Annotated in this window: 18 protein-coding genes and 1 pseudogene; 4 read left to right on the top strand and 15 right to left on the bottom strand. The window is 70.0% G+C overall.

From position 1 onward, the window contains the following. Nucleotides 1-12: 12 nt before the first annotated feature. Nucleotides 13-591, bottom strand: a complete 579-nt coding sequence (locus miv_RS20710) for a hypothetical protein (RefSeq protein ID WP_207178609.1) — start codon at nucleotides 589-591, stop codon at nucleotides 13-15. 898 nt (nucleotides 592-1,489) lie between these two features. Here miv_RS20710 and miv_RS20705 point away from each other — a divergent pair. Next, the gene (locus tag miv_RS20705; RefSeq protein ID WP_058617795.1) at nucleotides 1,490-2,152 is read left to right on the top strand and encodes an acyl-homoserine-lactone synthase; all 663 of its coding nucleotides are present in this window, start codon (nucleotides 1,490-1,492) and stop codon (nucleotides 2,150-2,152) included. Nucleotides 2,153-2,259: 107 nt separating this feature from the next. Here the strand turns inward: miv_RS20705 and miv_RS20700 are convergent, their stop codons facing one another. The 10 genes and pseudogenes from miv_RS20700 to miv_RS20655 all read right to left on the bottom strand — a co-directional run bounded on the left by miv_RS20700 (nucleotide 2,260) and on the right by miv_RS20655 (nucleotide 12,637). After that, nucleotides 2,260-2,925, bottom strand: coding sequence for a response regulator (locus miv_RS20700; RefSeq protein WP_048425927.1), 666 nt, complete (start codon nucleotides 2,923-2,925; stop codon nucleotides 2,260-2,262). Between the two features lie 459 nt (nucleotides 2,926-3,384). Then, the gene (locus miv_RS20695) at nucleotides 3,385-3,627 is read right to left on the bottom strand and encodes a hypothetical protein (protein ID WP_207178608.1); all 243 of its coding nucleotides are present in this window, start codon (nucleotides 3,625-3,627) and stop codon (nucleotides 3,385-3,387) included. A gap of 298 nt (nucleotides 3,628-3,925) precedes the next feature. Beyond that, a pseudogene (locus miv_RS20690) lies at nucleotides 3,926-4,983 on the bottom strand (transposase). Nucleotides 4,984-5,092: 109 nt separating this feature from the next. Further along, nucleotides 5,093-5,491 (bottom strand): hypothetical protein, encoded by a 399-nt coding sequence (locus miv_RS20685; protein ID WP_207178606.1) that lies wholly within the window; start codon nucleotides 5,489-5,491, stop codon nucleotides 5,093-5,095. Between the two features lie 178 nt (nucleotides 5,492-5,669). Continuing rightward, nucleotides 5,670-5,963, bottom strand: a complete 294-nt coding sequence (locus miv_RS20680; protein WP_048425929.1) for a hypothetical protein — start codon at nucleotides 5,961-5,963, stop codon at nucleotides 5,670-5,672. Nucleotides 5,964-5,981: 18 nt separating this feature from the next. Further along, nucleotides 5,982-8,228 (bottom strand): DNA topoisomerase IV subunit A, encoded by a 2,247-nt coding sequence (gene parC / locus miv_RS20675; protein ID WP_207178604.1) that lies wholly within the window; start codon nucleotides 8,226-8,228, stop codon nucleotides 5,982-5,984. A 96-nt stretch (nucleotides 8,229-8,324) separates the two neighbouring features. Further along, nucleotides 8,325-9,065: a DNA repair protein RecO gene (recO, locus tag miv_RS20670; protein WP_048425931.1), complete on the bottom strand. Its 741-nt coding sequence runs from the start codon at nucleotides 9,063-9,065 to the stop codon at nucleotides 8,325-8,327. 76 nt (nucleotides 9,066-9,141) lie between these two features. Next, complete coding sequence (locus miv_RS20665) at nucleotides 9,142-9,834, bottom strand: HAD family hydrolase (RefSeq protein ID WP_244748630.1); 693 nt, start codon at nucleotides 9,832-9,834, stop codon at nucleotides 9,142-9,144. A 117-nt stretch (nucleotides 9,835-9,951) separates the two neighbouring features. Continuing rightward, nucleotides 9,952-11,520: a PAS domain-containing sensor histidine kinase gene (locus tag miv_RS20660; RefSeq protein WP_207178602.1), complete on the bottom strand. Its 1,569-nt coding sequence runs from the start codon at nucleotides 11,518-11,520 to the stop codon at nucleotides 9,952-9,954. A 391-nt stretch (nucleotides 11,521-11,911) separates the two neighbouring features. Further along, nucleotides 11,912-12,637 carry an SGNH/GDSL hydrolase family protein gene (locus miv_RS20655; protein WP_207178600.1) on the bottom strand — a complete coding sequence of 242 codons (726 nt, stop codon included), beginning with the start codon at nucleotides 12,635-12,637 and terminating at the stop codon, nucleotides 11,912-11,914. 198 nt (nucleotides 12,638-12,835) lie between these two features. Between miv_RS20655 and miv_RS20650 the strand changes: the two genes are divergently transcribed. Beyond that, nucleotides 12,836-13,801, top strand: coding sequence for a chemotaxis protein CheA (locus miv_RS20650; protein ID WP_207178598.1), 966 nt, complete (start codon nucleotides 12,836-12,838; stop codon nucleotides 13,799-13,801). A gap of 78 nt (nucleotides 13,802-13,879) precedes the next feature. Here miv_RS20650 and miv_RS20645 read toward each other — a convergent pair whose 3' ends face one another. From miv_RS20645 to miv_RS33745, 4 genes are all read right to left on the bottom strand, one after another. Then, on the bottom strand, nucleotides 13,880-15,628 hold the full coding sequence (locus miv_RS20645; RefSeq protein ID WP_207178596.1) for a calcineurin-like phosphoesterase C-terminal domain-containing protein: 1,749 nt from the start codon (nucleotides 15,626-15,628) through the stop codon (nucleotides 13,880-13,882). Between the two features lie 316 nt (nucleotides 15,629-15,944). Next, nucleotides 15,945-18,077, bottom strand: a complete 2,133-nt coding sequence (locus tag miv_RS20640) for a methyl-accepting chemotaxis protein (protein WP_244748628.1) — start codon at nucleotides 18,075-18,077, stop codon at nucleotides 15,945-15,947. Between the two features lie 175 nt (nucleotides 18,078-18,252). Further along, on the bottom strand, nucleotides 18,253-18,678 hold the full coding sequence (gene arfB, locus miv_RS20635; RefSeq protein ID WP_048425936.1) for an alternative ribosome rescue aminoacyl-tRNA hydrolase ArfB: 426 nt from the start codon (nucleotides 18,676-18,678) through the stop codon (nucleotides 18,253-18,255). 68 nt (nucleotides 18,679-18,746) lie between these two features. Continuing rightward, nucleotides 18,747-18,881, bottom strand: coding sequence for a hypothetical protein (locus miv_RS33745; RefSeq protein WP_280529452.1), 135 nt, complete (start codon nucleotides 18,879-18,881; stop codon nucleotides 18,747-18,749). On the opposite strand from miv_RS33745, the gene miv_RS20630 reads away from it, so the two are divergent. Then, entirely contained in the window at nucleotides 18,871-21,369 is a 2,499-nt protein-coding gene (locus miv_RS20630) for a ligase-associated DNA damage response DEXH box helicase (protein WP_244748626.1), read from the top strand. The genes miv_RS33745 and miv_RS20630 overlap by 11 nt on opposite strands. 50 nt (nucleotides 21,370-21,419) lie before the next feature. Further along, entirely contained in the window at nucleotides 21,420-22,133 is a 714-nt protein-coding gene (pdeM, locus tag miv_RS20625) for a ligase-associated DNA damage response endonuclease PdeM (protein WP_207178594.1), read from the top strand. Nucleotides 22,134-22,226: the final 93 nt, after the last annotated feature.

Here is a 22,226-nt window from a genome sequence, read left to right as displayed (position 1 = left end):
TGACGATTAAAATCAAGCAAATGGATATTGATTGCTTGTCGTATATAGTCCGTCGACAACAATTGTCTTACCCAGAAATCCGCGCATGATCGCCGCCACCCGATCGTCTCGCGAAGCCGCCATCGGCTGCGCTTTGCCCGATTCTTCACCTGTGCGCTTCATGGAAACGGAGCATCCGACAACCCCGCAACGCCAATGCGTCGTTATCCCGGAATCATTTCCACGATATCCAATGGTGAAATTGCCGTACACAATGTTGTTGGGAGCAACCTCATCCTTGGAAACAATGACACTCCACTGCCCTGGATCGACGATGTAGTCAGGCGGGTACTTGGCGATGGACGCTTTTCCCGTGTAGCTATCGCGATCCAGCCACAGTCGCTCGTCGCTGGCGTTGTAAAGGCGGAACGCGATCGAACCATCGCCCAGTTCGCCCAGCATCGCGTTGACGTGGCGCATCAATTCGAAGTCGCGCAGACCACGTCTTTCGAGAGCGATTCTGGCAAGGTCGTCGTTCGTGATTGTCTGGGCGTCAGCATATCGAGGGTCGAGCTTGATCTGTTCTCGAACCAAGGGAGTTGAGAATAGCATCGATCGTCCTTATTCGATAAGTCGATGAATATAAAGATACGCGATGACATCGCCTGCGGCAACCGATTTCCATCATCGGCAATTTACAAAAAATAGTTGCAAAATATATTCAATAAATTTTCTTATATTAACATTTATGTAAAAAAATTGTCTTTGGGCATCGCCTAACGAGGGCGCAGATGGGAATGATATCTTCCTTGGGGCGTCGCGCCCGCGACCACGCGATGGCGCCGTGCGGTGGACTGGCCTCGCGCCGGAGCGAGATCGAGAGCATCGCATGGGCCAGCGGCGCGACCGGCCGCGAGACCTGCGAAGTCCGGTCCCTGTCCCAGCGTACGGCCGAGGACGACCTGTGCGATGCCGCCCACACGCTCGTCGTCGTCGAACGCGGCCCCGCGTCGCCCAGGCGTTGCGGACGGGATCGATCGACCAGAGCGTTTCTGGACGGGGAAATGCCGACGCGCCGAAAGACGATGCCGGAAGACCGAGGAGCCGGGTTAGCACCCGATCGGTCTCGGCGAGCCCGCGAGGGCATGCCCCGCCGTCCAGAGCGGTCGCCCGTGCCGTCACGGCACGCGGGTACCGGAAAGACGATCGGGCTCGTCCCGCCGCGGTGACGCAGGGAACGCGACGGGGTTCGGATCACGGCCGGCCTTCGCGAGCTCCCTCCTACCCGAGAAACCTTCGCCGATTCGACAAAATCGCACCTTGAGTTGCATAATAGACCGATCTCCAGAGAAAAATACTTTTTTCTACAATTCACTGACGTTTCTATGTCGTATCCACACGCCCTGATCGCCATCCAGAACAAGACCATGCCGATCTCCCCGTAAATTTACGGGCTATCTCATTCTAGGTTCAAAGCTCAAGAAGTGCTCCAGAGCAAGGAGCCCTGATCTTGATCACGATCGTCGATCGCGACAACTGCCGCGACCACGCGGCGCTTCTCGACAGGATATACTGTTTTCGACACCGTCTCTTCGTCGAGACGATGCGGTGGGAGGCGTGCCGCAAGCCCGACGGGCGCGAGCGCGACCAGTTCGACGGGCCGGACGCCATCCACGTCGCCGGGATCGACGACGGCGAGGTGGTATCCTATTCGCGCCTGCTGCCGACGACCCGGCCGCATCTCCAGACCCACGTCTACCCGCAGCTGCTGCAGGGCGCGACCGCGCCGAGCGGGCCGCGCATCTTCGAGTGGACGCGCTGCGGTGCCGCGCCCTGGCGTCGCGCCTCCGCGACCGCCAAGGACCCGATCGCCGGGCGCCAGTTCGTGGCGGTGGCCGAGCTGACCGGACGGCTGGGCCTCGACGGCTACCTGATCCAGGCGCATCCGATCATGATCACCCACCTGGCGACCATGGGCTGGGACACCGAGCCGCTGGCGCTGCCGATGATGTACGACGGCAATCCCCTGGTGCCGTTCTTCGCCCGCTGGACGCCGGCCACCGCCGACACCACCCGGGCGGTGTTCGGGCTGGAGGGCACCGCCTACGACGTGCCGCGCGGCTTCGGCCGGAGCGACCGCGACCGGGCGCAGCCGGGCCTGCGTCTCGCCTGAGCGGGGCTTCGACTCGCAAGGGCAGGCGCCAGCTCGCGAGAGCGGCACCGGTTCGCAAGAACCAGCACCGGTTCGCAAGAACCGGCACCGGTTCGCAAGAACCGGCGCTATTCCACCCCGGCGGGGGGCTTGAGGGTGGCGCCGATCCGCGAGGAGACGATCACGGCCTGGGTCCGGCTCTCGACGCCGAGCTTCTGCAGGATCGCCGAGACGTGAGCCTTCACGGTCGCCTCCGAGACCCCGAGCTCGTAGGCGATCTGCTTGTTGAGCAGGCCCTCGGACAGCATCATCAGCACCCGCACCTGCTGCGGCGTGAGGGTGGCGAGGCGGCGCATCAGGTCCGCCGTCTCCTTGTCCTCGGAGGCCGACAGCTCGATGTCGGGCGGCGACCAGTTGCCGCCGGCCAGGACCTCGCCGATCGCCTCGCCGATGCGGTCGACCTCGAGGGATTTCGGGATGAAGCCGGCGGCACCGAAATCGAGGGCGCGGCGGATCACCACCGGGTCCTCGTTGGCCGAGACGATGACCACGGGAATCGCCGGGTGCTGCGCCCGCAGGTAGATCAGGCCGGAAAAGCCCTGGACGCCCGGCATGGTGAGATCGAGGAGCACGAGGTCGATCTCGTCCTCGGCGTCGAGGATCTTGGTGAGGGGTTCGAGCCCGCTCGCCTCGATGATCCGGGCGCCGGGCAGGATCGCCGTCACCGCACCCCTGAGGGCGCCGCGAAAGAGCGGGTGGTCGTCCGCGACGACGATGGTGGTCCCGGAACCCAACTCACTCCCCACCACGGCACCTGCGCTCCCGGCGCTCGTCTTCCGGCGCTCTTCGGCCTGCTTCTAATGTCTCTATAGCTTTTTCCGGCAGGCTTGAAACCTGAGGCCGCGCACTATCCACGCCGGCTCATGCTCCGGCGGATTGCGCAGATCACGGCGTGACGACGCCGGACACGACGCGTCTCGTCAAGAGTCGGGTTGCGGATGAAGGCGGGCTCGGAGGCACGGCCTCGACGAGATGCCGGGAATCGGGGCCGGCAGGCCATGGAGGCAGGGCCAGACGGGACAACCGGGCGATCTCAAGCCGCCGGTTGCCCCCGGCATCCGGAAGGCGCCACCGATCGTCGTCCCGAAAGAGTGTCGTGCGGGGAGGACGGCGCCCTCCCCGCGATATTGGGCGCGACGTCGTCGACGCCGGATGCGGCGCGCCGTGCAACGGGAGCCCGGCGCGGGCGAGGCTCAGTCGAGCGAGCCGGTGCGGGCCGCCGCGACGGGCTCGACGTAGCGCTGCGCCACCAGCTCGGGCTGGGTGGCGGGGCGGCGCGCCGCCGGGACCGGCTGGGGCGTCGTCACCAGGCCGGCCATGGGCTGCGCCGAGGCGGTCTCGCGGGCCATCTCGCGCATGATCGGCGGGAAGACGGTGACCGAGGATGCACGATCCTGCGCATTCGCCGGGAAGGCCGACAAGACAAGCAGAGACAATGCACAATAATTCAGTGCCGACACCATGATAGCCCCGCGATTTGATTGGATTTGATTGAAAAATACACGGCTTCTTGTGCGGCGCAATATGCCGAACGAATATTTCTGTTGGATGCCAGACCATGAACGATAACACGCTTCATGCGTCATGCCGGCATTAAAATGCCGACATCGCATGATGATCGATGCGCAACAACAAGCTTTGTGGAGTGAAGCTATCAGCCGGCATCGGAACGGGGTTCATCCGCACTTTCGGTACTGGCGGGCGCTCGTCCAGCTGAGCTCTGGGGGTCTCGGTTCACGCAGCATGCAGCACGCGCTGGCGGAGCAGGTCGAACCTGGCGCGACCATATAAGCTGCGCTTGATCACTTCGAGGCGGTTGACCTGCCCGTCACCCTGGCCGTTGCTCCAGGGCTCGGCGATCGCCGCGCGCACGGCCTCCTCGTCCTGCCGAAGCCCGGTGACGACGCCACCGAGTTCACCGGGAGCGGCAGCCTCCAGTCAAGGTGTCAGTCCGGCGGGATCGTCCCGATGCAGGAGATCCGCGGAGGCGCGGACGTCCTCGGCCGCCCGCTTCGAGCGCGGTGGCGCCGTGCAGAGCGCGTCGGTGAAGGCGCGAACCTCGGGCGACAACACGGCTGGACCGCCCGTCAGCCACCGGGTGATGCGGCGTGTCGAGGGGATCCGGGCGGAAGGCGGTCGAGCCGGGGCCCCCGACTTCTGCCGTGCGGCCCAGCGCCGGACGATGTCGTCGTCGCCCGTGAAGCCCTGCGCGCGCACCTCGCGATGGCGAACGGTGGCGCTGCGTTGACCTTGCTGCCGGCGTGCCTCGCCGAAGGAGATGGTAAGGTCGAGCCGGCTCGGGCCTGGGGCACGGCGGTAGGGCACGAACTGGCCGGCCCGGATCCGGCGACGCACGGCGTTGCGCGATGCTCCGAGACGGCGTGCGATCTCCTTGGTCGCTTGACCTGGTGTCGCCGCCGACAGGCATCGCCGGTCGTCGTGACGAACGAGCACCGGGCCCCCGCCGAGTACCATGCCGATGTCGGTCTGCGCCTCGGCCAATCGTTCGCTTCGGCGCGCTTTGCGTGACCCCAGCCCCGCTGCGGGTTCGGCAAGGATCCGCCCCGGGCAGTGGCCGCAGGGGGAGCGGCGCATGCGCAGGTGCCACGTCACGCTCCGATCTTGCCACGGCGGGTCCTCGAGTATTCGCCAATACGCGCTTGTGAGCGCGCGTCGAGGATCGGTCGCAACTCGGACAGGTTGCGGGGGCGCGGTGGTCTGGGCGGTGATCAGCAATCCGGCCGTTTCAGCGTCAGGTCATCGACGTGAAGGCCGTCCGGGACCAGCGGCATCGACGGGTGCGAGATCGGCCTCGTGCTGCCCTCCGGCTGCCCTGCACATCAACGCGCGATCCCATGAATCCGCACTCACAATGCGGATGAACCCGTGTTCCACGCCTCATCACAGCTCTCGACGACGCAGCGGATAGCCGGCCCGATGCCGTCGTCGCGCCAGTCCGGCAAAGAGCGGTGGAGCGAGGAGCAGAGCCGCGGCCGCCGCTCCGCTCTCCCACAGCAGGAACAGCGATTCGTCCCGCCGAATCTCGTCGAACCATTCCCAGACCGTCCAGAACTCGATCTGGCCCCAGATCAGGGTGACCGGCCACAACAGCAACCATCGGCGACCTCCGCTCGCCGCCGCGAGGGCGGTGATGAGCAGCAGGACGCCGGTGATGATCCCGTACTCCGCGCGTGTCTCGTCGATCTTGTCCGAGACTTCGGCGAGCGCCGGGTCGGCGGCGAGGATGACCGCCAGGACGACGGAGGCGCGACCGGCCATCCGCTTTCCGATGGTCAGCACCGAGCCACCCGCCTCACCGCTCCGGGACGCGCCTGTCGGCTCCGGGGTGGTGCGGCTTCGGCCCGGGCCGTCCGCCGGTCGAGCCGGGCGGCGGAGCGGCGCAGCGTCATCACGCCGAGAGCCGCCGCGCCTCCCACGAGGCAGGGGACCAGAACCAGGGCGTAGGTCGTCAGGCTCATCATCGCAGGGTCGTCAACGTCAGCCTCGCACCGAAGTGTAGACCAACGCCGAGCACGAACCAAACGGCCATCAGCGCGAGGGCGGGCGCAGTGACGCGGCCCGTCGCCATGGCGGCGGTGAGCGGGGCGACGATCCCCGTGATGGCGAAGCCCGCCGCGCCGATATTCATCAGGTTGGCGGTGAGCTTCACCTGCTCGTTGTGGACGAGGATGTCGCGGGCGAGCCGTGCCCGCTCGCGCTCCTCGTCGCCCTCCCCGTCAGCCTCTCCGCCGGGGCGCGGCCCGTTCGCCATGCGCGATCCGGGCCCCGGTCACGAACGGCCGGCTTTGGGGTAGCCCCGCGGCGCCATCGTGCCGGCGGTGCCGCGATGGCCGACCCACTTCGCCAGCTCCTCGCCCGCCACCGTCCGGGTGCGCCCGGCGCTGTCGGGCCAGGTGAGCCCGTCCGCGAGACGGAAGATCACGACGGAATCGAGGGCGCCGTCGCGGTACTTCTGCAGCCGCACGCCCTTGCCGCGGACCATCTCGGGGATCTCGGCGAGGGGGAAGACCGTCATCAGGCGGTTGGTGCCGCAGGCGGCGACGTGGTCGCCCTCCCCCACCTCGACGACGAGGCTCGCCTGCGCCGGCTCGTCGAGGCCGATCACCTGCTTGCCCTTGCGGGTATTGGCGACGAGCCCGTCCGCCGGCGTGACGAAGCCGCGCCCGTCGGTGGTGGCGAGCAGGAGCTTCACGCCCGGCTTGTGCGCCCAGACGGTGACGATCTCCGAGCCCTCGTCCATGTCGACCATCAGGCGGACCGGATCGCCGAAGCCGCGCCCGCCCGGAAGCTTGGCGGCTTCCAGGGTGAAGACCTTGCCGTTCGAGGCGAGCACCAGGATCTTGGCGGTGGTCTCGGTGAGCAGGCTCACCTTGAGGGTATCGTCGCCCTTGAACTGCACGCCCGAGAGGTCGGCGACGTGACCCTTGAGCGCGCGGATCCAGCCCTTCTGCGACACGATCACGGTGATCGGCTCGCGCTCGACCATCGCCTCCGAGAAGTCGATGCCGGAGGTGTCGGGCGGGTTCTCCAGGGTGGTGCGGCGGCGGCCGAGCGGGGTCTCGGGGCCGTAGGTCTTGCGCACGCCGCGGATCTGCTTGGTGATCGCCTTCCACTGCAGCTCGTCGGAGCCGAGCAGGCCGTCGAGGTCGGCCTTCTCGGCGGTCAGCGTGTCGAACTCGCGCTTCAGCTCCATCTCCTCCAGCTTGCGCAGGGAGCGCAGGCGGGTATCGAGGATGGCGTTGGCCTGCAGCTCGGTCAGCTCGAAGACCCGCATCAGCTCGGCCTTCGGCTCGTCCTCCTCGCGGATGATCTGGATCACCCGGTCGAGGTCGAGATAGACGATGAGCAGGCCGCCGAGGATTTCGAGCCGCCGCTCGATCTGGGCGAGGCGGTGGCGCGAGCGGCGCTGCAGCACGACCCGGCGGTGGTCGAGCCACTCGCGGAGCGCCTCCGCCAGGCCGATCACCCGCGGCACCGTCCCGCCGACGAGGACGTTCATGTTGAGCGAGATGCGGCTCTCGAGCTCGGTGAGCCGGAACAGCGATTCCATCAGCATGACGGGATCGACGGTGCGCGAGCGCGGCTCCAGCACCACCCGCACGTCCTCGGCCGATTCGTCGCGCACGTCGGCCAGCAGCGGCAGCTTCTTCTCGTGGAGAAGCTCGGCCATCTTCTCGATCAGCCGGGCCTTCGGCACGCCGTAGGGAATCTCGGTGACGACCACCACCCAGGTGCCGCGGCCGAGATCCTCCTTCTGCCAGCGCGCCCGGACCCGGAAGCCGCCGCGCCCCGTCCGGTAGGCCTCGGAGATCGAGGCGGCGGAATCGATGACGATGCCGCCGGTCGGGAAATCCGGTCCCTTGACGAAGGTGGTCAGCTGCTCCGACGTCGCGTCGCGATGGCCGATCAGGTAGAGCGCCGCGTCGCACAGCTCCGCCACGTTGTGGGGCGGGATCGAGGTCGCCATGCCGACCGCGATGCCCTGCGAGCCGTTGGCGAGCAGGTTCGGGAAGGCCGCCGGCAGGACGACCGGCTCCTCCTCCTGCCCGTCGTAGTTCGGGCGGAAATCGACCGCGTCCTCGTCCATCCCCTCCAGGAGGAGACGGGCGACCTCGGTCATCCGGCACTCGGTGTAGCGCTGGGCCGCCGGGTTGTCGCCGTCGATGTTGCCGAAATTGCCCTGGCCGTCGACGAGCGGATAGCGCTGGGCGAAGTCCTGGGCGAGGCGCACGAGCGCATCGTAGACCGCGACGTCGCCGTGGGGGTGGTACTTGCCGATCACGTCGCCGACGACGCGGGCGCACTTCTTGTAGGCGCTGCCGGGATCGAGGCGCAGCAGCCGCATCGCGTGCAGGATACGCCGGTGCACGGGCTTGAGGCCGTCGCGGGCGTCGGGCAGCGCCCGGTGCATGATGGTCGAGAGCGCGTAGGCGAGGTAGCGCTCCTCGAGCGCCGCCTTCAGGTCGACGTTCTCGATCCCGTCGCGGTCGGAGGGGGGCTCGAAGGGCTTTCCCATGGGCGCAGATCAACTCACGGTTTCGGCGGTCTCAAGACCAGAACATAGCACGAACATCGACCGATGACCAGGAAGCCGGCGGCCGTGCGCGAGGCGTCACTCGGCCCCGGCGGTCCCGTGGGCCACGAACCGGACCCGCTCCTCCGGCTCGGCGACGTCGCGCGGGCCCCAGATGTGCTGGTCGAGGAAATAACCCGTTAAGGTAAAGCCTTGCTTGACCTCCCGGGGCGTCGGCACGTTGAGGCCGCGGCGATCGGGCCGGTCGACCAGGAAGTCGGGCAGCGCCAGCAGCCGGTCGCGCCAGGGCTCGCCGGCCGCCGCGCTCACCGCCCGCCCGCTCTTCGGCGAGACATAGGCGAGGTATTCGTTGGTGCCGGTGGCGGCACAGGCCGAAAGATCGAGGCCGAAGCCGAGTTCGGCGAGCATCGCGAGCTCGAACCGCACCATCAGGGCGGGAGCGATTGCGGGCTCGTGCAGGTGCTCGATCAGCACTTTCGCCATCGCGAACAGGGCGGGATGGGGATCGCGCTCGGGCAGGAGCCGCAGCAGGCCGGCGGCGTAGCCGATGCCGTAGAGCGCGAGGCGCGAGCCGATCAGCCGCGCGCTGGCGCTCTCGATCGGCTCGACCGCATAGGCGCCCAGGCCCTCGTCGAGCCGCGCCCGCCACACCGCCCGCACCAGGTTGCCGGGCTGGAGCACCGGCTGCATCCGCCGCGAGCGCCCGCCATGAACGAGTCCGAGATGGCGCCCGTGCTCGGCGGTCATCAGTTCGAGGACGACGCCGGCCTCGCCGTGCCGCCGCGCCCCGAGAACCAGCCCGTCATCCGTCCACTGCATGAGACGGTCAATAGCCGCTCGGAGGGCGGAACTGAACCGGGTTTCGGCGCGACGTCGATCCGGGGTTGTGATGCCCTCATCCGAGCATTCGGCGAACGTCATGCAGGTCGGGCACGATACAACGGCAAAGACGCCGCATCTCGTCGGTGGCAGGGAGTAAGTCGGGGACCATCACGGTGCACATGCCCGCCGCCGCAGCTGATCTCACCCCGTTGTGGGAGTCTTCCAGGGCCAAGCACTCTTCGGGCTTCACGCCCAACACCTCTGCGGCGCGCAAGAAAGGGTCCGGGGCCGGCTTCCCATGCAGGTAATCGCCAGCGGCGACGATCGCCTGGAAACGACCGTCCAGACTATGTAATTCCAAGTTGAAATCGACATCGGAGCGACTGGACGACGTGCAAATGGCGCGAGGCAAACCCAGCGTGTCGAGCTGCGCCAGCAAGTCCATGACCCCCGGCTTCAAGGCGAGCGCAGGTCTCATGCCGAGCAAATGGCGGTCCCACGCGGTCTCGAACATTTCCACGCCGTCAGGCGAACTGATACGCTCTTGAAGCAATGCCCGGTTCGCGGACCATGGGCGTCCGACCAGAGTGATGAAATCCTCTGTCGAGAATCCGCACCCCAACTCTTCCGACGCCGCCATCATGGCGTTGTGAGAGAGCCTCTCGCTGTCGAAAAGCAGCCCGTCCATGTCGAAGATCACGGCGGCTGGCAGTGCCGATAGGCTGACCGGTCTCATCTGGACATCGACCCCATCTGTCTCAGCCATCGCCTCGCTCAGCCGGAGGGGAGCCTTCCGCCACCGGCAGTCCTTCGAACCGTCAGGTCGAGTGGGTTCGCGCCCTTGGCCCTTCGCCGGCGCCGGCCCTCAGGCCGGCCCCGGCCCTCAGGCCGGCGGCAGCATCACGGCGAACCAGATGCGGGTGCCGCGCCCGGGTTCGCTCGCGACGTCGATCCGGCCGCCCATCAACTCGACGAGGTGGCGGCAGATCACGAGGCCGAGCCCGCTGCCGCCGTAGCGGCGGCGGATCGATTCGTCGCCCTGGCCGAAGGGCACGAACAGACGCTCCTGCTGCGCCGCCGACATGCCGATGCCGGTGTCGCTCACCATGAACAGGATCCGCCCCTCCCCGCCCCGCCCGGTCTCCGGGCACACCGTCAGGACGACCCGGCCCGCCGGCGTGAACTTGACCGCGTTGGTGAGGAGGTTGAGCAGCACCTGGCGCAGGCGCCCGGTATCGCCGAGCACCAGGGCCGGGGTGGCGGGGTCGCGCACGACCTCCACCGCCACGCCCTTGCGGGCGGCCGCTCCCCGGGCCACGGCCGCGGTGCCCTCCAGGAGATCGGCGAGCACGAAGGCTTCCGGATCGAGGGTGACCTGGCCGGCCTCGATCTGCGCCACGTCGAGCACGTCGTCGACGACCCGGATCAGGATCTCGCCGGCTTCCTGCACGGCGGCGAGGTGGCGCAGGGTCTCGGGTTCGCGCGAGCGGCTGAGCATGTGCTCGGTGTAGCCGAGGACCGCGTTGAGGGGGTTGCGGATCTCGTGGCTCATCATCGCCAGGAAGTCCGACTTGGCGCGGTTGGCCTGCTCGGCGCCCTCCTTGGCGTTGGACAAGGCCTGCTCGGCGCGCTTGCGGGGCGTGATGTCGAGGGTGAGGCCGACGATGCGCCCGCTCATGCCGTGGGCGTCGTCCAGGACGCGGCCGAGGCTCTGGATCCAGCGGATGCCGCCGAGCTCCGAGGTCACCCGCACGTCGACCGAGAACGGGGTGCGGGTGGTGACCGCCCGGGTCACCGCATCCCACAGGGTCGCGCGGTCGTCGGCATGGACCAGGCCGGTCCAGGACGAGGAGGTGATCGTGCAGGCCTGGGCCGGGAGGCCGTGCAGGCGGGCGCCCTCCGCCGAGAGGGAGAGCGCGCCGGTGCGCATGTTCCAGTCCCACAACCCGACGCCGGCGGCCTTGTGGGTGAGGAGCAGCAGGTTGGTGGTGGCCTCGAGGGCCTGGTTGTCGGCCACGACGTCGTCGACGTCGGCCGCGGTCATCATCCAGCCGGCGATGTCCGCGCCCTCGCGGATCGGCACCAGGTCGGTCTGGTGCCAGTGCCAGCGCCCGCTGGCATCGCGCAGGCGGATCGTCAGGTCGTAGGGTTGGCCCGAGCGGATCGCCGCGACACGGGCGGCCACGACCCGGTTGCGATCCTTGGGGTGGATCGCCCCGTCCCACGAATCGGGCTCGCCGATCCCGGATCCGACCTCGCGGGCCGCCCGGTTGACGAACGACACCGCACCGGCCGTGTCGAGGACCCAGACTTTCTGCGGCAGGGCGTCGAGGAGGATGTGCGACGGCAGGTTTGCAGGTCCTCGGTGGCGCTCAGGCGGCGCGCGGCCGAGGGCGTTGTCCGGCCGCGAGACCGGAACGCCCTCGATCGGATGCGCGGTGCGCGCCATCATCTGTCTTCCCTCCGACCGCCCCCGGCTCGGGGGAGACCTGCGCTCCTTGCGGAACCGACCTCGATTGGCGCCCCGCTGCCGGACGCCCCGCGCGCACGACCGAATCGGATAAATCCCGATACTGCTTCTGCTAACCTAAGGGCGCGATTTGTCAAAGAGCTCCGGCGAGCATTCCAAAACTTTCCCGTGAAGAATCGCCGCGGTACCATGACCTGTCGGCCGAGCCCTAAAATCACCTGGGCACTTGCCAGCCGGGAGTCGGGAATAGGGTGCACCATCGGTGGCATGGCGCACCTCTACAGTCCCAGGGGATATCCTGGCCGGCGGCGAGGCCCGCAATTCAAGTATAAGTCGTCCCAATTCATGTCCTCGCCGCCGGCCATCCTCTCCGTCACAGCGTGCGCGCCGCAACACCCGGACAGGCGGCGGCTTCGAGGCGCGCGGCGACGCGATCGCGGGAATGTGAGCCGAGCCCGAGATGCACGCCGTCCGGCGACCGGGCGAGGCCGGCCGGGTTGCGTAGGTCGGCGAAGGCGTCAACGAAGCGGCATCCGGCCCGGCGGCACTCCTCCTCGATGATGCCCGAATAGGTGGCGGCGGCGGCGACGTCGTAGAAACGCGTCACGCCGGGCCGGCTGGAATCGAAGGGGGGAATCGGCGTCGCGACGACGGCGTGCGCTCTCGGTGCCAGCTCGGCGAACAGCGCCCGGATCTCGGTCCGAAAATGCTCGGTCGCCTCGGGATTTCCGGCGCGCTGGCGCTCCGTGAGGTCGTTGGTGCCGATCGTCACCACGATCGCGTCCGGCGGCCGCGGCAGCACGATCCATCCGGCCACGGCCCGCAATCCGGCCGTGCGGGTTCCCGCGATGGCGCCGTTGACGGCGGGGTGGCCGCACAGGGTCGGCAGGGAGAGCCGCTCCATCTGCGAATCGCCGAGGAGCAGGCTGTAGGGTCCCTCGACCTGCTTGAGCAGGCCGGAGACCGCGAAGGCCCGCGCCTCCCGGAACGCCGCCACGCCCTGCCCGCCATCGGACCGGTGCCCGAGGACGAGGTATCCGCCGAGTGCCGCCGCCGCCGCGACGGCCGCGATCGCGACTCCAAGAATTGTTTTCCGCACCCGCTGCGTCCGATCCCGACGCCCCCGCTCCGTGCGCACAAGCGCTGACACGTGGGGGCCTGTCAATCGCGGTGCGCGGCCGGTGCCGGATCGTCAACCGCACGTTATCCACAGGTCCGGGGCTTTTCCCCGACATCTTCACGCCTGATTCGGCGGTTCTGTTCATGGTTGAGGGCAGGTCAACGGAGAGCCCGCACCATGATGCCAGTGGAGATCGACCCGTCCGAGGTGCGCACGCCCCGCAACGATGCGTCGGAGCGCGCATTCCCGCGTCTCGGCCGTCCGGCGATGCTGGCTGCCCTGGCCGTGGTCGGGATCGGCGGCTGCGCGGGCCTCGCCGCCGCGGCCTATCCGTCGGTGAGCGCCCTGCTGCGGCCGCGGCCGAGTGAGGTCCATTTCGGCCGCGTCGCCGACATGCCCGAGATCAAGGACGGCATTCCGGCCCTGCGCACGACCCCTCCCCCGACCGTGCGCAAGGTCGAGATTCCGCCGGCGACGCCACCTTCCGCACCCGTCGCCCTGCTCGACCCGAAGCCGGCCGTGCCGCCCGTCCCCCTGGTATCGCCTGCCGCCGACGTGGCCGCGACAGGGACGGCCCTGGTGACGGCGCCGGCGACCGTCGCCAAGGTGCCGGAGACGCCCCGCCAGACCGTCGCGGCCCGGGATGTCGCCACCACACCCCGCGAGGCGGCATTCCCCCGCGAGGCGGCAGCGGGCCGCGAGGCCGTGACGCCCCGCGCGGTGCCGGCGCGTGCGCGTTCGGCGGAATCCACACCGCTGCCCCCGGCCCGGGCAGTTTCGGCGAAGCCCGCCACCCCACCGCGCGAGACGGTGGCCGAGGGGAAGGCCGCGAAGCCGGTCCATGCCCGGGAGGTGAAGGCCGAGACGCCCCGGCCCGCTTCGGCAAAGCTGGCCAGCGAGAAGACCGCCACCGAGAAGCGCCCGGTCGAGCGCGTCGCCGCGGAGAAGCCGGCGCCCCGGCGCGAGAAGCCGGAGGCGCACCAGCGCACCGCTGCCGCCCAACCTCCTGCCGCGGCCCCGGCCGAGGAGCCGACCCGCTTCCTCGGGGTGCCCCTGCCCGACCTCGCCCCGGCCGGCCGGGCGATCAAGGACACCGTGAAGGACACGGTGGACGCCGTGATCTCGTTCCCGAGCCGGCTCTGATCGGCGGCGTCCGATCGGCATCTCGGGAACCACCAGCCTCGCGAGAGCCGGCCGTGACGCGCTTCGGGGCTCGGCTCGCTATCCGGCTCGTGCCGCGCCGTCGACGAGTTCGAGCACCAGCCCGTCGCGATGCGGCCGTCCGTACTCGTCGGTCGCCTCGACGGTGAGGCGGTGGGTGCCGGCCCTCAGGTCCCGCGGCAGCCGCGCGACCCAGAGATGCGAGCACGGCTCGGCCTTCACCCAGCTCTTCTTGGAGGCGGCGTTGCGGGCATAGAGCGCAGCGACGAACGGGTCGGGCCGGCGCGTCCGGGTCATCGGCATCAGCGGCCCGTCGCCGATACGGAACGAAACCCGGCTGCGCGGCCCGCCGTCGAACAGGTTGACCACCACGTTCGTCCCCGCCGCGCTCTCGGCCGGAATCGTGGCGCCGAGAAGCTCGTAGAGCCGTGTGTCGGGCAGCCGGGCGAGGTCGTCGGCGTGGAACTGGCTCTCCAGCACGATCCGCATCTGGCGGCCCGCATCGTCGCTCGCCGGGACGTAGCGGGTGGTGTAGCGCCGGCCGCCGGTGATGCTGAGCACGTGGAAGCCGTGCGGCGTCCCGTCGCGGCTGTCGGCGGTGGCGATCCCGCGCCGGTCCGGCGGGCCGCTCCACCACGAGCCCGAGACGGCGGTGAGGATGTGGTGATGGTGGGCGTCGTCGCCGGTGGCACCGGCCCGGCCGTCCGGGCCGAGGTAATGGTGCTCGGTGGTGTGGGTGTGGCCCGAGACGCTGACCGACGGCCGCCCGGCGAGGAGCCGCAGCAGCTGCGCCCGGTCGGCGGTGCTGTTGGCGGGATCGTCCGGCCCGAGATCGTTCGTCAGCGGGATATGCATCGCCACCACCACGAGGCGGTCGGCGGGGGTCTGCCCCAACAGGTTCTCCACGAAGGCGAGCTGGCGCTCCCCGATCCGGCCCTCGTAGCGCCCGCCCCGTCCCGCATTGGCGGAGTGGGCGCCGAGATAATTCACGTTGTCGAGCATCAGGAACAGCACGCCGCCGTGTTCCAGCGCGTAGTACGGCGCCCCGAAGGTGCGCTTGAAGGTCTCGCGGGAATAATGGGCGTCCGGCGCCTCGAAGTTGAGGTCGTGGTTGCCGCCGAGATGGAACCACGGCACGCCGATCTGCGCGATGATCCGGTTCTGGCGCGGATAGAGCGAGAGGTCGTCGAACAGGATGTCGCCGGTGGTCATGCCGAAGGCGACCGTGTCGAACGCCCCGGGCGTGCCGAGCACCCGGGCGACCGCCGTGTCGCGCACGAAGGTCAGCTCGGCGTGGCTCTCCGGCTGCGGGTCGGTGAACAGCACGACCTCGAAGTCGCCGCTCTCCGGGCGGCGCACCAGGCCGAAATCGACGGAAGCCGGCAGCGGCCCGGTCGGCGCGATGCCGGGATAGCGCAGGGCGAGGTCCGGCGGGGTGCCGGCCGGCTGGTGCAGGCAGGAGAAGTGCGGCAGGCCGTCGGGCCCGAGCGGCAGGGCGAAGCCCGTCGGCTTGACGACGAAGATCACCACCTCGTCGCCGATCGGCAGGGTGTAGCGCCCCTGCGCGTCGGTGCGGACCACCTCGCGACCGTTCGAGACCAGCACGTCGGGCAGCCCCGGATCGTCGGGCCCGCGCCGGCCCTTGGCGCCGCGATCCTCGTAGACGAGGCCGGTGACCTGGGCGGGTCCTCGCCCGTTTGCCGGCCCGTCGGCCGGAGCGCCCTGCGCCAGGGCCGCGAGGGGAGCCAGGGCCAGGGCGGTCGCCCCGGCCAGGGTGGTGCGCCGGGTCAAGGTGGTGTGATCCGTCATCGCGGCCTCGTCGTCCGGTCGGCCCCGTCCGCCGGGGGCGGATCGGGACTGGACCTTTGTCGGTGCCGAGGCAATCACGCCTGCTTGACGGTTCGGTGACGGCCCGACGGGCCTTGAGCGGACTAGAGCGCTTCACGATCGCGTTGCAATCGCGAAGCTCTCTAAGTCTTTGTTTTGCCGTATTTTCTTCGACGAACCGGCATCCACTTCGTCGGAAAATGCTCTAGCGTTGGCAGGCCACCGCTCCGTCCGCTTAGATTCTTGTTTTATCGCAGATTTTTTTCGCCGAACCGGTGACCGCTTCGGCGACATCTGCTCACGCCGCCCGCACGCGCTCCAGGAAGCGGGAGACGCCCTGGCGCAGGTCCTCGGACTGGTGCGACAGGGCCGAGGCCGCGGCGAGCACGTGGTCGGCGGCCGTGCCGGTCTCGCCCGCCGTGGCGGCGACGCCGTCGATGGTCTGCGTCACCACCCGGGCGCCGTTCGCGGCATGCGAGGCGTTGTGGACGATGTCGCGGGTGGCGGCGCCCTGCTCCTCGACCGCGACGGCGATCGAGCGCGTCACGCTGCTGATCTCGCGGATGCGCGTGCCGAAGCCGCCGATCGCCGACACCGCCTGAGCGGTCGAATCCTGGATCCGGGCGATCTGCGAGGAGATCTCGTCGGTGGCCTTGGCGGTCTGGTTGGCGAGCTCCTTGACCTCGGCGGCGACGACCGAGAAGCCGCGCCCCGCCTCGCCGGCACGGGCCGCCTCGATGGTGGCGTTCAGCGCCAGCAGGTTGGTCTGGCCGGCGATGGAGGCGATGATGCCGACCACGTCGCCGATCTTGGCGACCGCGCCGTCCAGCTCCTGCACCAGGGCGGCGGTGCGGCCCGCCTCGTCGGTCGCGGTCCGGGCGAGATCCGCCGAGGCCGAGGCGCGCCGCCCGATCTCGGCGACGGATTGGCCGAGCCGCCCGGCGGCGTCGGCGACGCTGTCGATGCGGCCGGACACTGCCTGGGCGCCGCCCGAGGCCGCGCCGGATTCGTCCGTCGTGCGGGCCGCGACCGCGGTCATCGAGCGGGCGGTCGCCTGGAGCTGGGTCGCCGAGGTGGACACCGTGTCGACCACCTCGCCGACCGTCGCCTCGAGGCGGTCGGCCAGCTCGCGCATCCCGGCGAGGCGCTGCGCCTCCGCCGAGAGACGCGCCTGGGCGGCCTCGTCCTCAAGGCGGCGGGACTGGATCATCGTGGTCTTGAACACCTGCACGGCCGCGGCCATCGCGCCGATCTCGTCGCGACGATCGATCCCCGGGACCACGGCGTCGAGCCGGCCCGCGGCGAGGTCGCCCATGCTGCGGGTCATCGCCCGGATCGGCCGCAGCACGCCGCGGACGATGCAGAGAAGGCCGAGGACCGCCAGGAGCAGGGCGGCGGCGAGGATCGCGCCGTTGCGGATCACCGTCCGCTTCGCCTCGTCCGAGAGGATCCGGGCCCGGTCCACCATCGCGTCGAGGGCGACGTTGGCGAGGTCGACGATGGTGGCCTGGTTGTCGGTGTCGCGCCGGCGCAGGTCCTGGATCGCGATCCCGACCGGCCGTCCGGCGCCCAGGGCCTCGGCGAGGGCGCGGCGCTCCTCCTTGGCGGCGGCGGAGAAGTTGCGCGCCTGCGCGGTCTCGAAGGCGGCCCGGATCGGTCCATCGGGGACACGGGAGACGGCATCGACGGCGCCGGCCCAGGTCTGGTCGACCCGCCCGCGATCCTCGGCGGCCGCGAGCGTGCCGGCGGGCGACCACGAGGCCGGGTTCGCCACGCCGGTCTGGAGGCGCAGGGCCGCCCCGCCGGCCGCCACCCGGGTCGCCCAGGCCGACCGCTTGACCAGCCGGGCCGCCCGCATCGCCGGATCGGAAGAGCTGATCGCCGTATCGACCGCATCCGTCGTCGCCGACAGGCCGTCGAGGAGCGCGCCGTAGGCGGCCGTGGCGTCGGCGAGGATCGAGGCCTCCCGATCGGTCCGGGCCCGGTCCAGGGCGGTGTCGATGCGCGGGCGCAGGGCGACGAGGGCGGCCTGCACCTCGCGCAGCCGGCCGAGGGTGGCGGCGACCGTCGGCTGGTCGGTGCCCTCCAGGGCCGCCACGGTGTCGGCAAAACCCTTGTCCGCCGCCGCGCGTCCCTTGGCGAGGGCGGCCCGCATGTCCGGGGCCGCCGCGGCCTCGGTACCGAGCGCCGTCAGCGCGGTACCGCGCTCGAGCCGGTTCGCCAGCAGCGTGCCCAGGAGGGCGCGGCTGCCGACCGACAGGGTGACCACCTTGCCCGCCTCCGCCTGCTCGCGGGCGGCCCCGACGAGCGCGCCGGTGGCCTGGGCGAGCAGCAGCACACCCATCAACCCGACGACGAGGCAGAGGACCCAGGATACCGACATCCTGGCGAGGGGCGGCCGGGCGGCCGAGGAGGATGCCGAAATCTTCATGGCGGGGTCGCTGCGCAGGACGAGACTGCCGCGAAGCTTGGCCGCCTAAGCGTGAAGCTTCCCCTAAGGCATGTATCCTCGAAGTTCTGACAGATACCGAAATCACCGTGCGCGACCAGGACGACCGCGATCATGACGCCGGGGCGGCGTGACAGTCGCGGTGGCGGCGTCCCCGTCAGTCGAACCCCGGCTTGCCGCCCCGCAACTTCTTCACGTCGCCGCGGCGGCCCTTGTCCTCCAGCCGCCGCTTCTTCGAGGCCAGGGTCGGGCGGGTCGGGCGGCGCGGGGTCGGCGGCACCGCGGCCTCGCGGACGAGGTCGACGAGGCGCTCCCGCGCCTCGGCGCGGTTGCGCTCCTGAGTGCGGTGGTTCTGGGCGGTGATGACCAGGACGCCGTCCGCGGTGAGGCGGCGCCCGGCGAGCTTCATCAGGCGGATCGCCACGGCGTTGGGCAGCGAGGGCGAGCGGCGCACGTCGAAGCGCAGCTGCACCGCGGACGACACCTTGTTGACGTTCTGGCCGCCCGGGCCGGAGGCGCGCACGAAACTCTCGTCGAGTTCGGACTCGTCGAGGGTGATCCAGGGCGTGCATTCGAGACCCACGACGGGCGCTCCCGAGAACCTGTGCGAACGATCGATCGCGCCGCCATCCCACGAAACCGCCCCGCGCGCTACATCCCGGGCGTGCCCAAGACCTCCTCCCCCGCCGCACCGGCCCGCAAGTCCCGCTCGCGCAAGGCGCCCTCCGGCGCGCCGCCCGCGACCGGGACGACTGCGCCCGGGCCGTCGCCCGCCTTGCCTGCCACCTTGCCGGCCACCTTGCCGCCCGCCTTCGCGGATTGGTTCGCGGCGCGCGGCTGGGCCCCGCGGCCGCACCAGCTCGCCCTGCTGGCGGCGGCGCAGAGCCGGCGCTCGGCCCTGCTGGTGGCGCCGACCGGGGCCGGCAAGACGCTCGCCGGATTCCTGCCGACCCTGGTCGAACTGGCCGAGGGCAGCGGCAAGGGGGGCCTGCACACGCTCTACATCTCGCCCCTGAAGGCGCTCGCGGTCGACATCGCCCGCAACCTCGAGGCGCCGGTCGCGGGAATCGGGCTGGAGCCAAGAATCCGGATCGAGACCCGCACCGGCGACACCCCGTCGCACAAGCGGACCCGACAGGTCGCGCGCCCGCCCCACATCCTGCTCACCACGCCCGAGCAGCTGGCTTTGCTGATCGCCCACCGCGAGGCGGCCGAGCTGTTTCGCGGCCTCAAGCGGGTGGTGCTCGACGAGCTGCACGCCCTCGTCACCTCGAAGCGCGGCGACCTCCTGAGCCTCGGGCTGGCCCGGCTGCACCGGCTGGCGCCGGGGCTCTCCACCACCGGCCTGTCGGCGACGGTGCGCGAGCCCGACGCGCTGCGGCGCTACCTGGTGCCGCAATATCCGGACGCGGCGATGGCCGACCTCATCACCGTCGAGGGCGGGGCCCGCGCCGACCTGCACATGCTGGAGACCGGCCGCACCCTGCCGCTCGCCGGGCACACGGCCTGGCAGTCGATGCCGGCGGTCTACGACCTGATCCGGCGCCACAAGCTGGTCCTGGTCTTCGTCAACACGCGGCTCCAGGCCGAGTACACCTTCCAGGAACTCTGGAATCTCAACGACGACGGCTTAGCCATCGCGCTCCATCACGGCTCCCTCGACGCGACCCAGCGCCGGAAGGTCGAGGCGGCGATGGCGGCGGGCGTGCTCCGGGCCGTGGTCTGCACCGCGACCCTCGATCTCGGCATCGACTGGGGCGACGTCGACCTCGTGATCAATATCGGGGCGCCGAAGGGCGCGAGCCGGATCATGCAGCGGATCGGCCGGGCCAACCACCGGATGGACGAGCCGTCCAAGGCCTATCTGGTCCCCGCCAACCGCTTCGAGATGCTCGAATGCCGCGCCGCCCTCGACGCGGTCGAGGAGGCGGCGCAGGACACGCCCGATCCGCGCATCGGCGCCCTCGACGTGCTGGCCCAGCATGTCCTCGGCATGGCCTGCGCCGGAGCCTTCTCGGAGGACGACCTGTACGATGAGGTCCGGGCCGCCTCCCCCTATGCCGATCTGACCCGCGAGGATTTCGCCCTGGTTCTCGATTACGTCGCCACCGGCGGCTACGCCTTGCGGGCCTATGAGCGCTTCGCCAAGATCCTGCGCGGGTCCGACGGGCTGTGGCGGGTCCGCGACGCCCGGACCGCGCAACAATACCGGATGAATGTCGGCACGATCATCGAATCGACCAAGGTCAAGGTACGGCTCGCCCGGCGCAACCGGACCAAGCCCGGCGCCGTGCTGCCGGCGGGGGGCCGGGTGCTCGGCGAGATCGAGGAGGATTTCGCCGAGACGCTGACGGTCGGCGACACCTTCCTGTTCGCGGGCGAGATCCTGCGCTTCGAGGGCCTGCACGAGGACGAGGCGCTGGTCACCCGCGGCGCGCCCGGCACCGACCCGGCGATCCCGAGCTATGCCGGCTCCAAATTCCCGCTCTCGACCTTCCTCGCCGCCCGGGTGCGGGCCCTGATCGCCGATCCGTTCGAGTGGGACCGGCTGCCGGCGCAGGTCGCCGACTACCTGGTGCAGCAGCGCCGCCGCTCGGTGCTGCCCGGGCCGCGCGACCTCCTGGTCGAGACCTTTCCGCGGGCGAACCGCTACTACCTCGCCTGCTTCCCGTTCGAGGGGCGGCTCGCCCACCAGACCCTCGGCATGCTGCTGACGCGCCGCCTCGAGCGCTCCGGGATGCGGCCGCTGGGCTTTGCCGCCAACGATTACGGCCTCGCGGTGTTTTGCACCCGCGACCTGTCGGAGCGCATCGCCCGCGAGCCCGGCTTCCTCGACGGGTTGTTTGCCGAGGACATGCTCGGCGACGACCTGGAGGAATGGCTCGACGAATCGGCGATGATGAAGCGCACCTTCCGCCAATGCGCGGTGATCGCCGGCCTGATCGAGCGCCGGCATCCGGGCCTGCGCAAGACCGGGCGCCAGGTCACGATCTCGACCGACCTGATCTACGACGTGCTGCGCAAGCACCAGCCCGGCCACCTGCTCTTGCGGGCCGCCCGCCAGGATGCGGCAACCGGACTCCTCGACGTGACCCGCCTCGGTATGATGCTTGCGCGCATCCAGGGGCGAATCATCCACAAGGCCCTCGACCGGGTTTCTCCGCTCGCCGTCAACGTCATGCTCGAGATCGGGCGTGAGCGCGTCTACGGCGAGGGAGCGGACGAGATCCTGGCCGAAGCCGAGGCGGCTCTGCTCGGCGAGGCGCTGGCGTGACAGAACAGAGACCGGAGGGCGCCCCGCTCCGGCACAGGAAGACGATCACCGTGGCCGTTTCGCTGAAGCTCGAGAAGACCCACAAGACCCCCGGCGCGACGCTCGCCGGAGAGACCCTGATCCTCGACCTCAGCGGCGCCCTCTGGCTGCCGGAGCATCGGACCCTCGTCGTCTCCGACCTGCACCTCGAGAAGGGCTCGGCCTTCGCCGCCCGCTCGGGCCAGTTCCTGCCGCCCTACGACACCCGCGAGACCCTGGCGAACCTGCACGAGGCGGTGGCCCGCCTCGACCCGGCCCGCGTGGTGTGCTTGGGCGATTCCTTCCACGACGCGCAGGGGCCGGCCCGCCTCGACGTCGCCGACCGGGCGCTCATCGCCGCCCTTCAGGAGGGGCGCGACTGGGTCTGGATCTCCGGCAACCACGACCGGGCGGTGCAGGACGGCGTCGGCGGCCGCTTCGCCGACACCCTCGCGGTCGGCGGATTGATGCTCCGGCACGAGCCGGCGGACAAGCCGGAGACCGGCGAGGTCGCCGGCCACTTCCACCCGGTCGGCAAAGTGGCGATGCGCGGGCGTGCGGTGCGGCGGCGCTGCTTCGTCCTCGACGGCACCCGCCTGGTGATGCCGGCCTTCGGGTCGCTGACCGGCGGGCTCAACGTCCGCGACAAGGTGTTCGACGACCTCTTCCCCGGCGGGTTCACTGCGCACCTGATCGGGGACGGCCGGGTCTTCGCGATCAGCCGGACGATGCTGACGCGGGAGTGAGACGCATGTCGCGAAGTTTGCAGGTTTAGCGCGTCCCCCTCTCCCGTGTGGGAGAGGGGTTAGGGGTGAGGGTGGCTCGGGTTCCGCAATGAC

The organism is Methylobacterium indicum, from assembly GCF_017347565.1.
In the GTDB taxonomy this organism is placed as follows: Bacteria; Pseudomonadota; Alphaproteobacteria; order Rhizobiales; family Beijerinckiaceae; genus Methylobacterium; species Methylobacterium indicum.
Note: the sequence above shows the minus strand (reverse complement) of the source record. Positions and strands in the feature narration are given on the sequence as shown.

Coding starts and splice junctions, on each gene's coding strand:
- miv_RS20710 (WP_207178609.1), bottom strand. CDS start 591: ATGCTATTCTCAACTCCCTTGGTTCGAGAACAGATCAAGCTCGACCCT.
- miv_RS20680 (WP_048425929.1), bottom strand. CDS start 5,963: ATGGCGAACGGGCCGCGCCCCGGCGGAGAGGCTGACGGGGAGGGCGAC.
- parC (WP_207178604.1), bottom strand. CDS start 8,228: ATGGGAAAGCCCTTCGAGCCCCCCTCCGACCGCGACGGGATCGAGAAC.
- recO (WP_048425931.1), bottom strand. CDS start 9,065: ATGCAGTGGACGGATGACGGGCTGGTTCTCGGGGCGCGGCGGCACGGC.
- miv_RS20665 (WP_244748630.1), bottom strand. CDS start 9,834: ATGGCTGAGACAGATGGGGTCGATGTCCAGATGAGACCGGTCAGCCTA.
- miv_RS20660 (WP_207178602.1), bottom strand. CDS start 11,520: ATGATGGCGCGCACCGCGCATCCGATCGAGGGCGTTCCGGTCTCGCGG.
- miv_RS20650 (WP_207178598.1), top strand. CDS start 12,836: ATGATGCCAGTGGAGATCGACCCGTCCGAGGTGCGCACGCCCCGCAAC.
- miv_RS20645 (WP_207178596.1), bottom strand. CDS start 15,628: ATGACGGATCACACCACCTTGACCCGGCGCACCACCCTGGCCGGGGCG.
- miv_RS20640 (WP_244748628.1), bottom strand. CDS start 18,077: ATGAAGATTTCGGCATCCTCCTCGGCCGCCCGGCCGCCCCTCGCCAGG.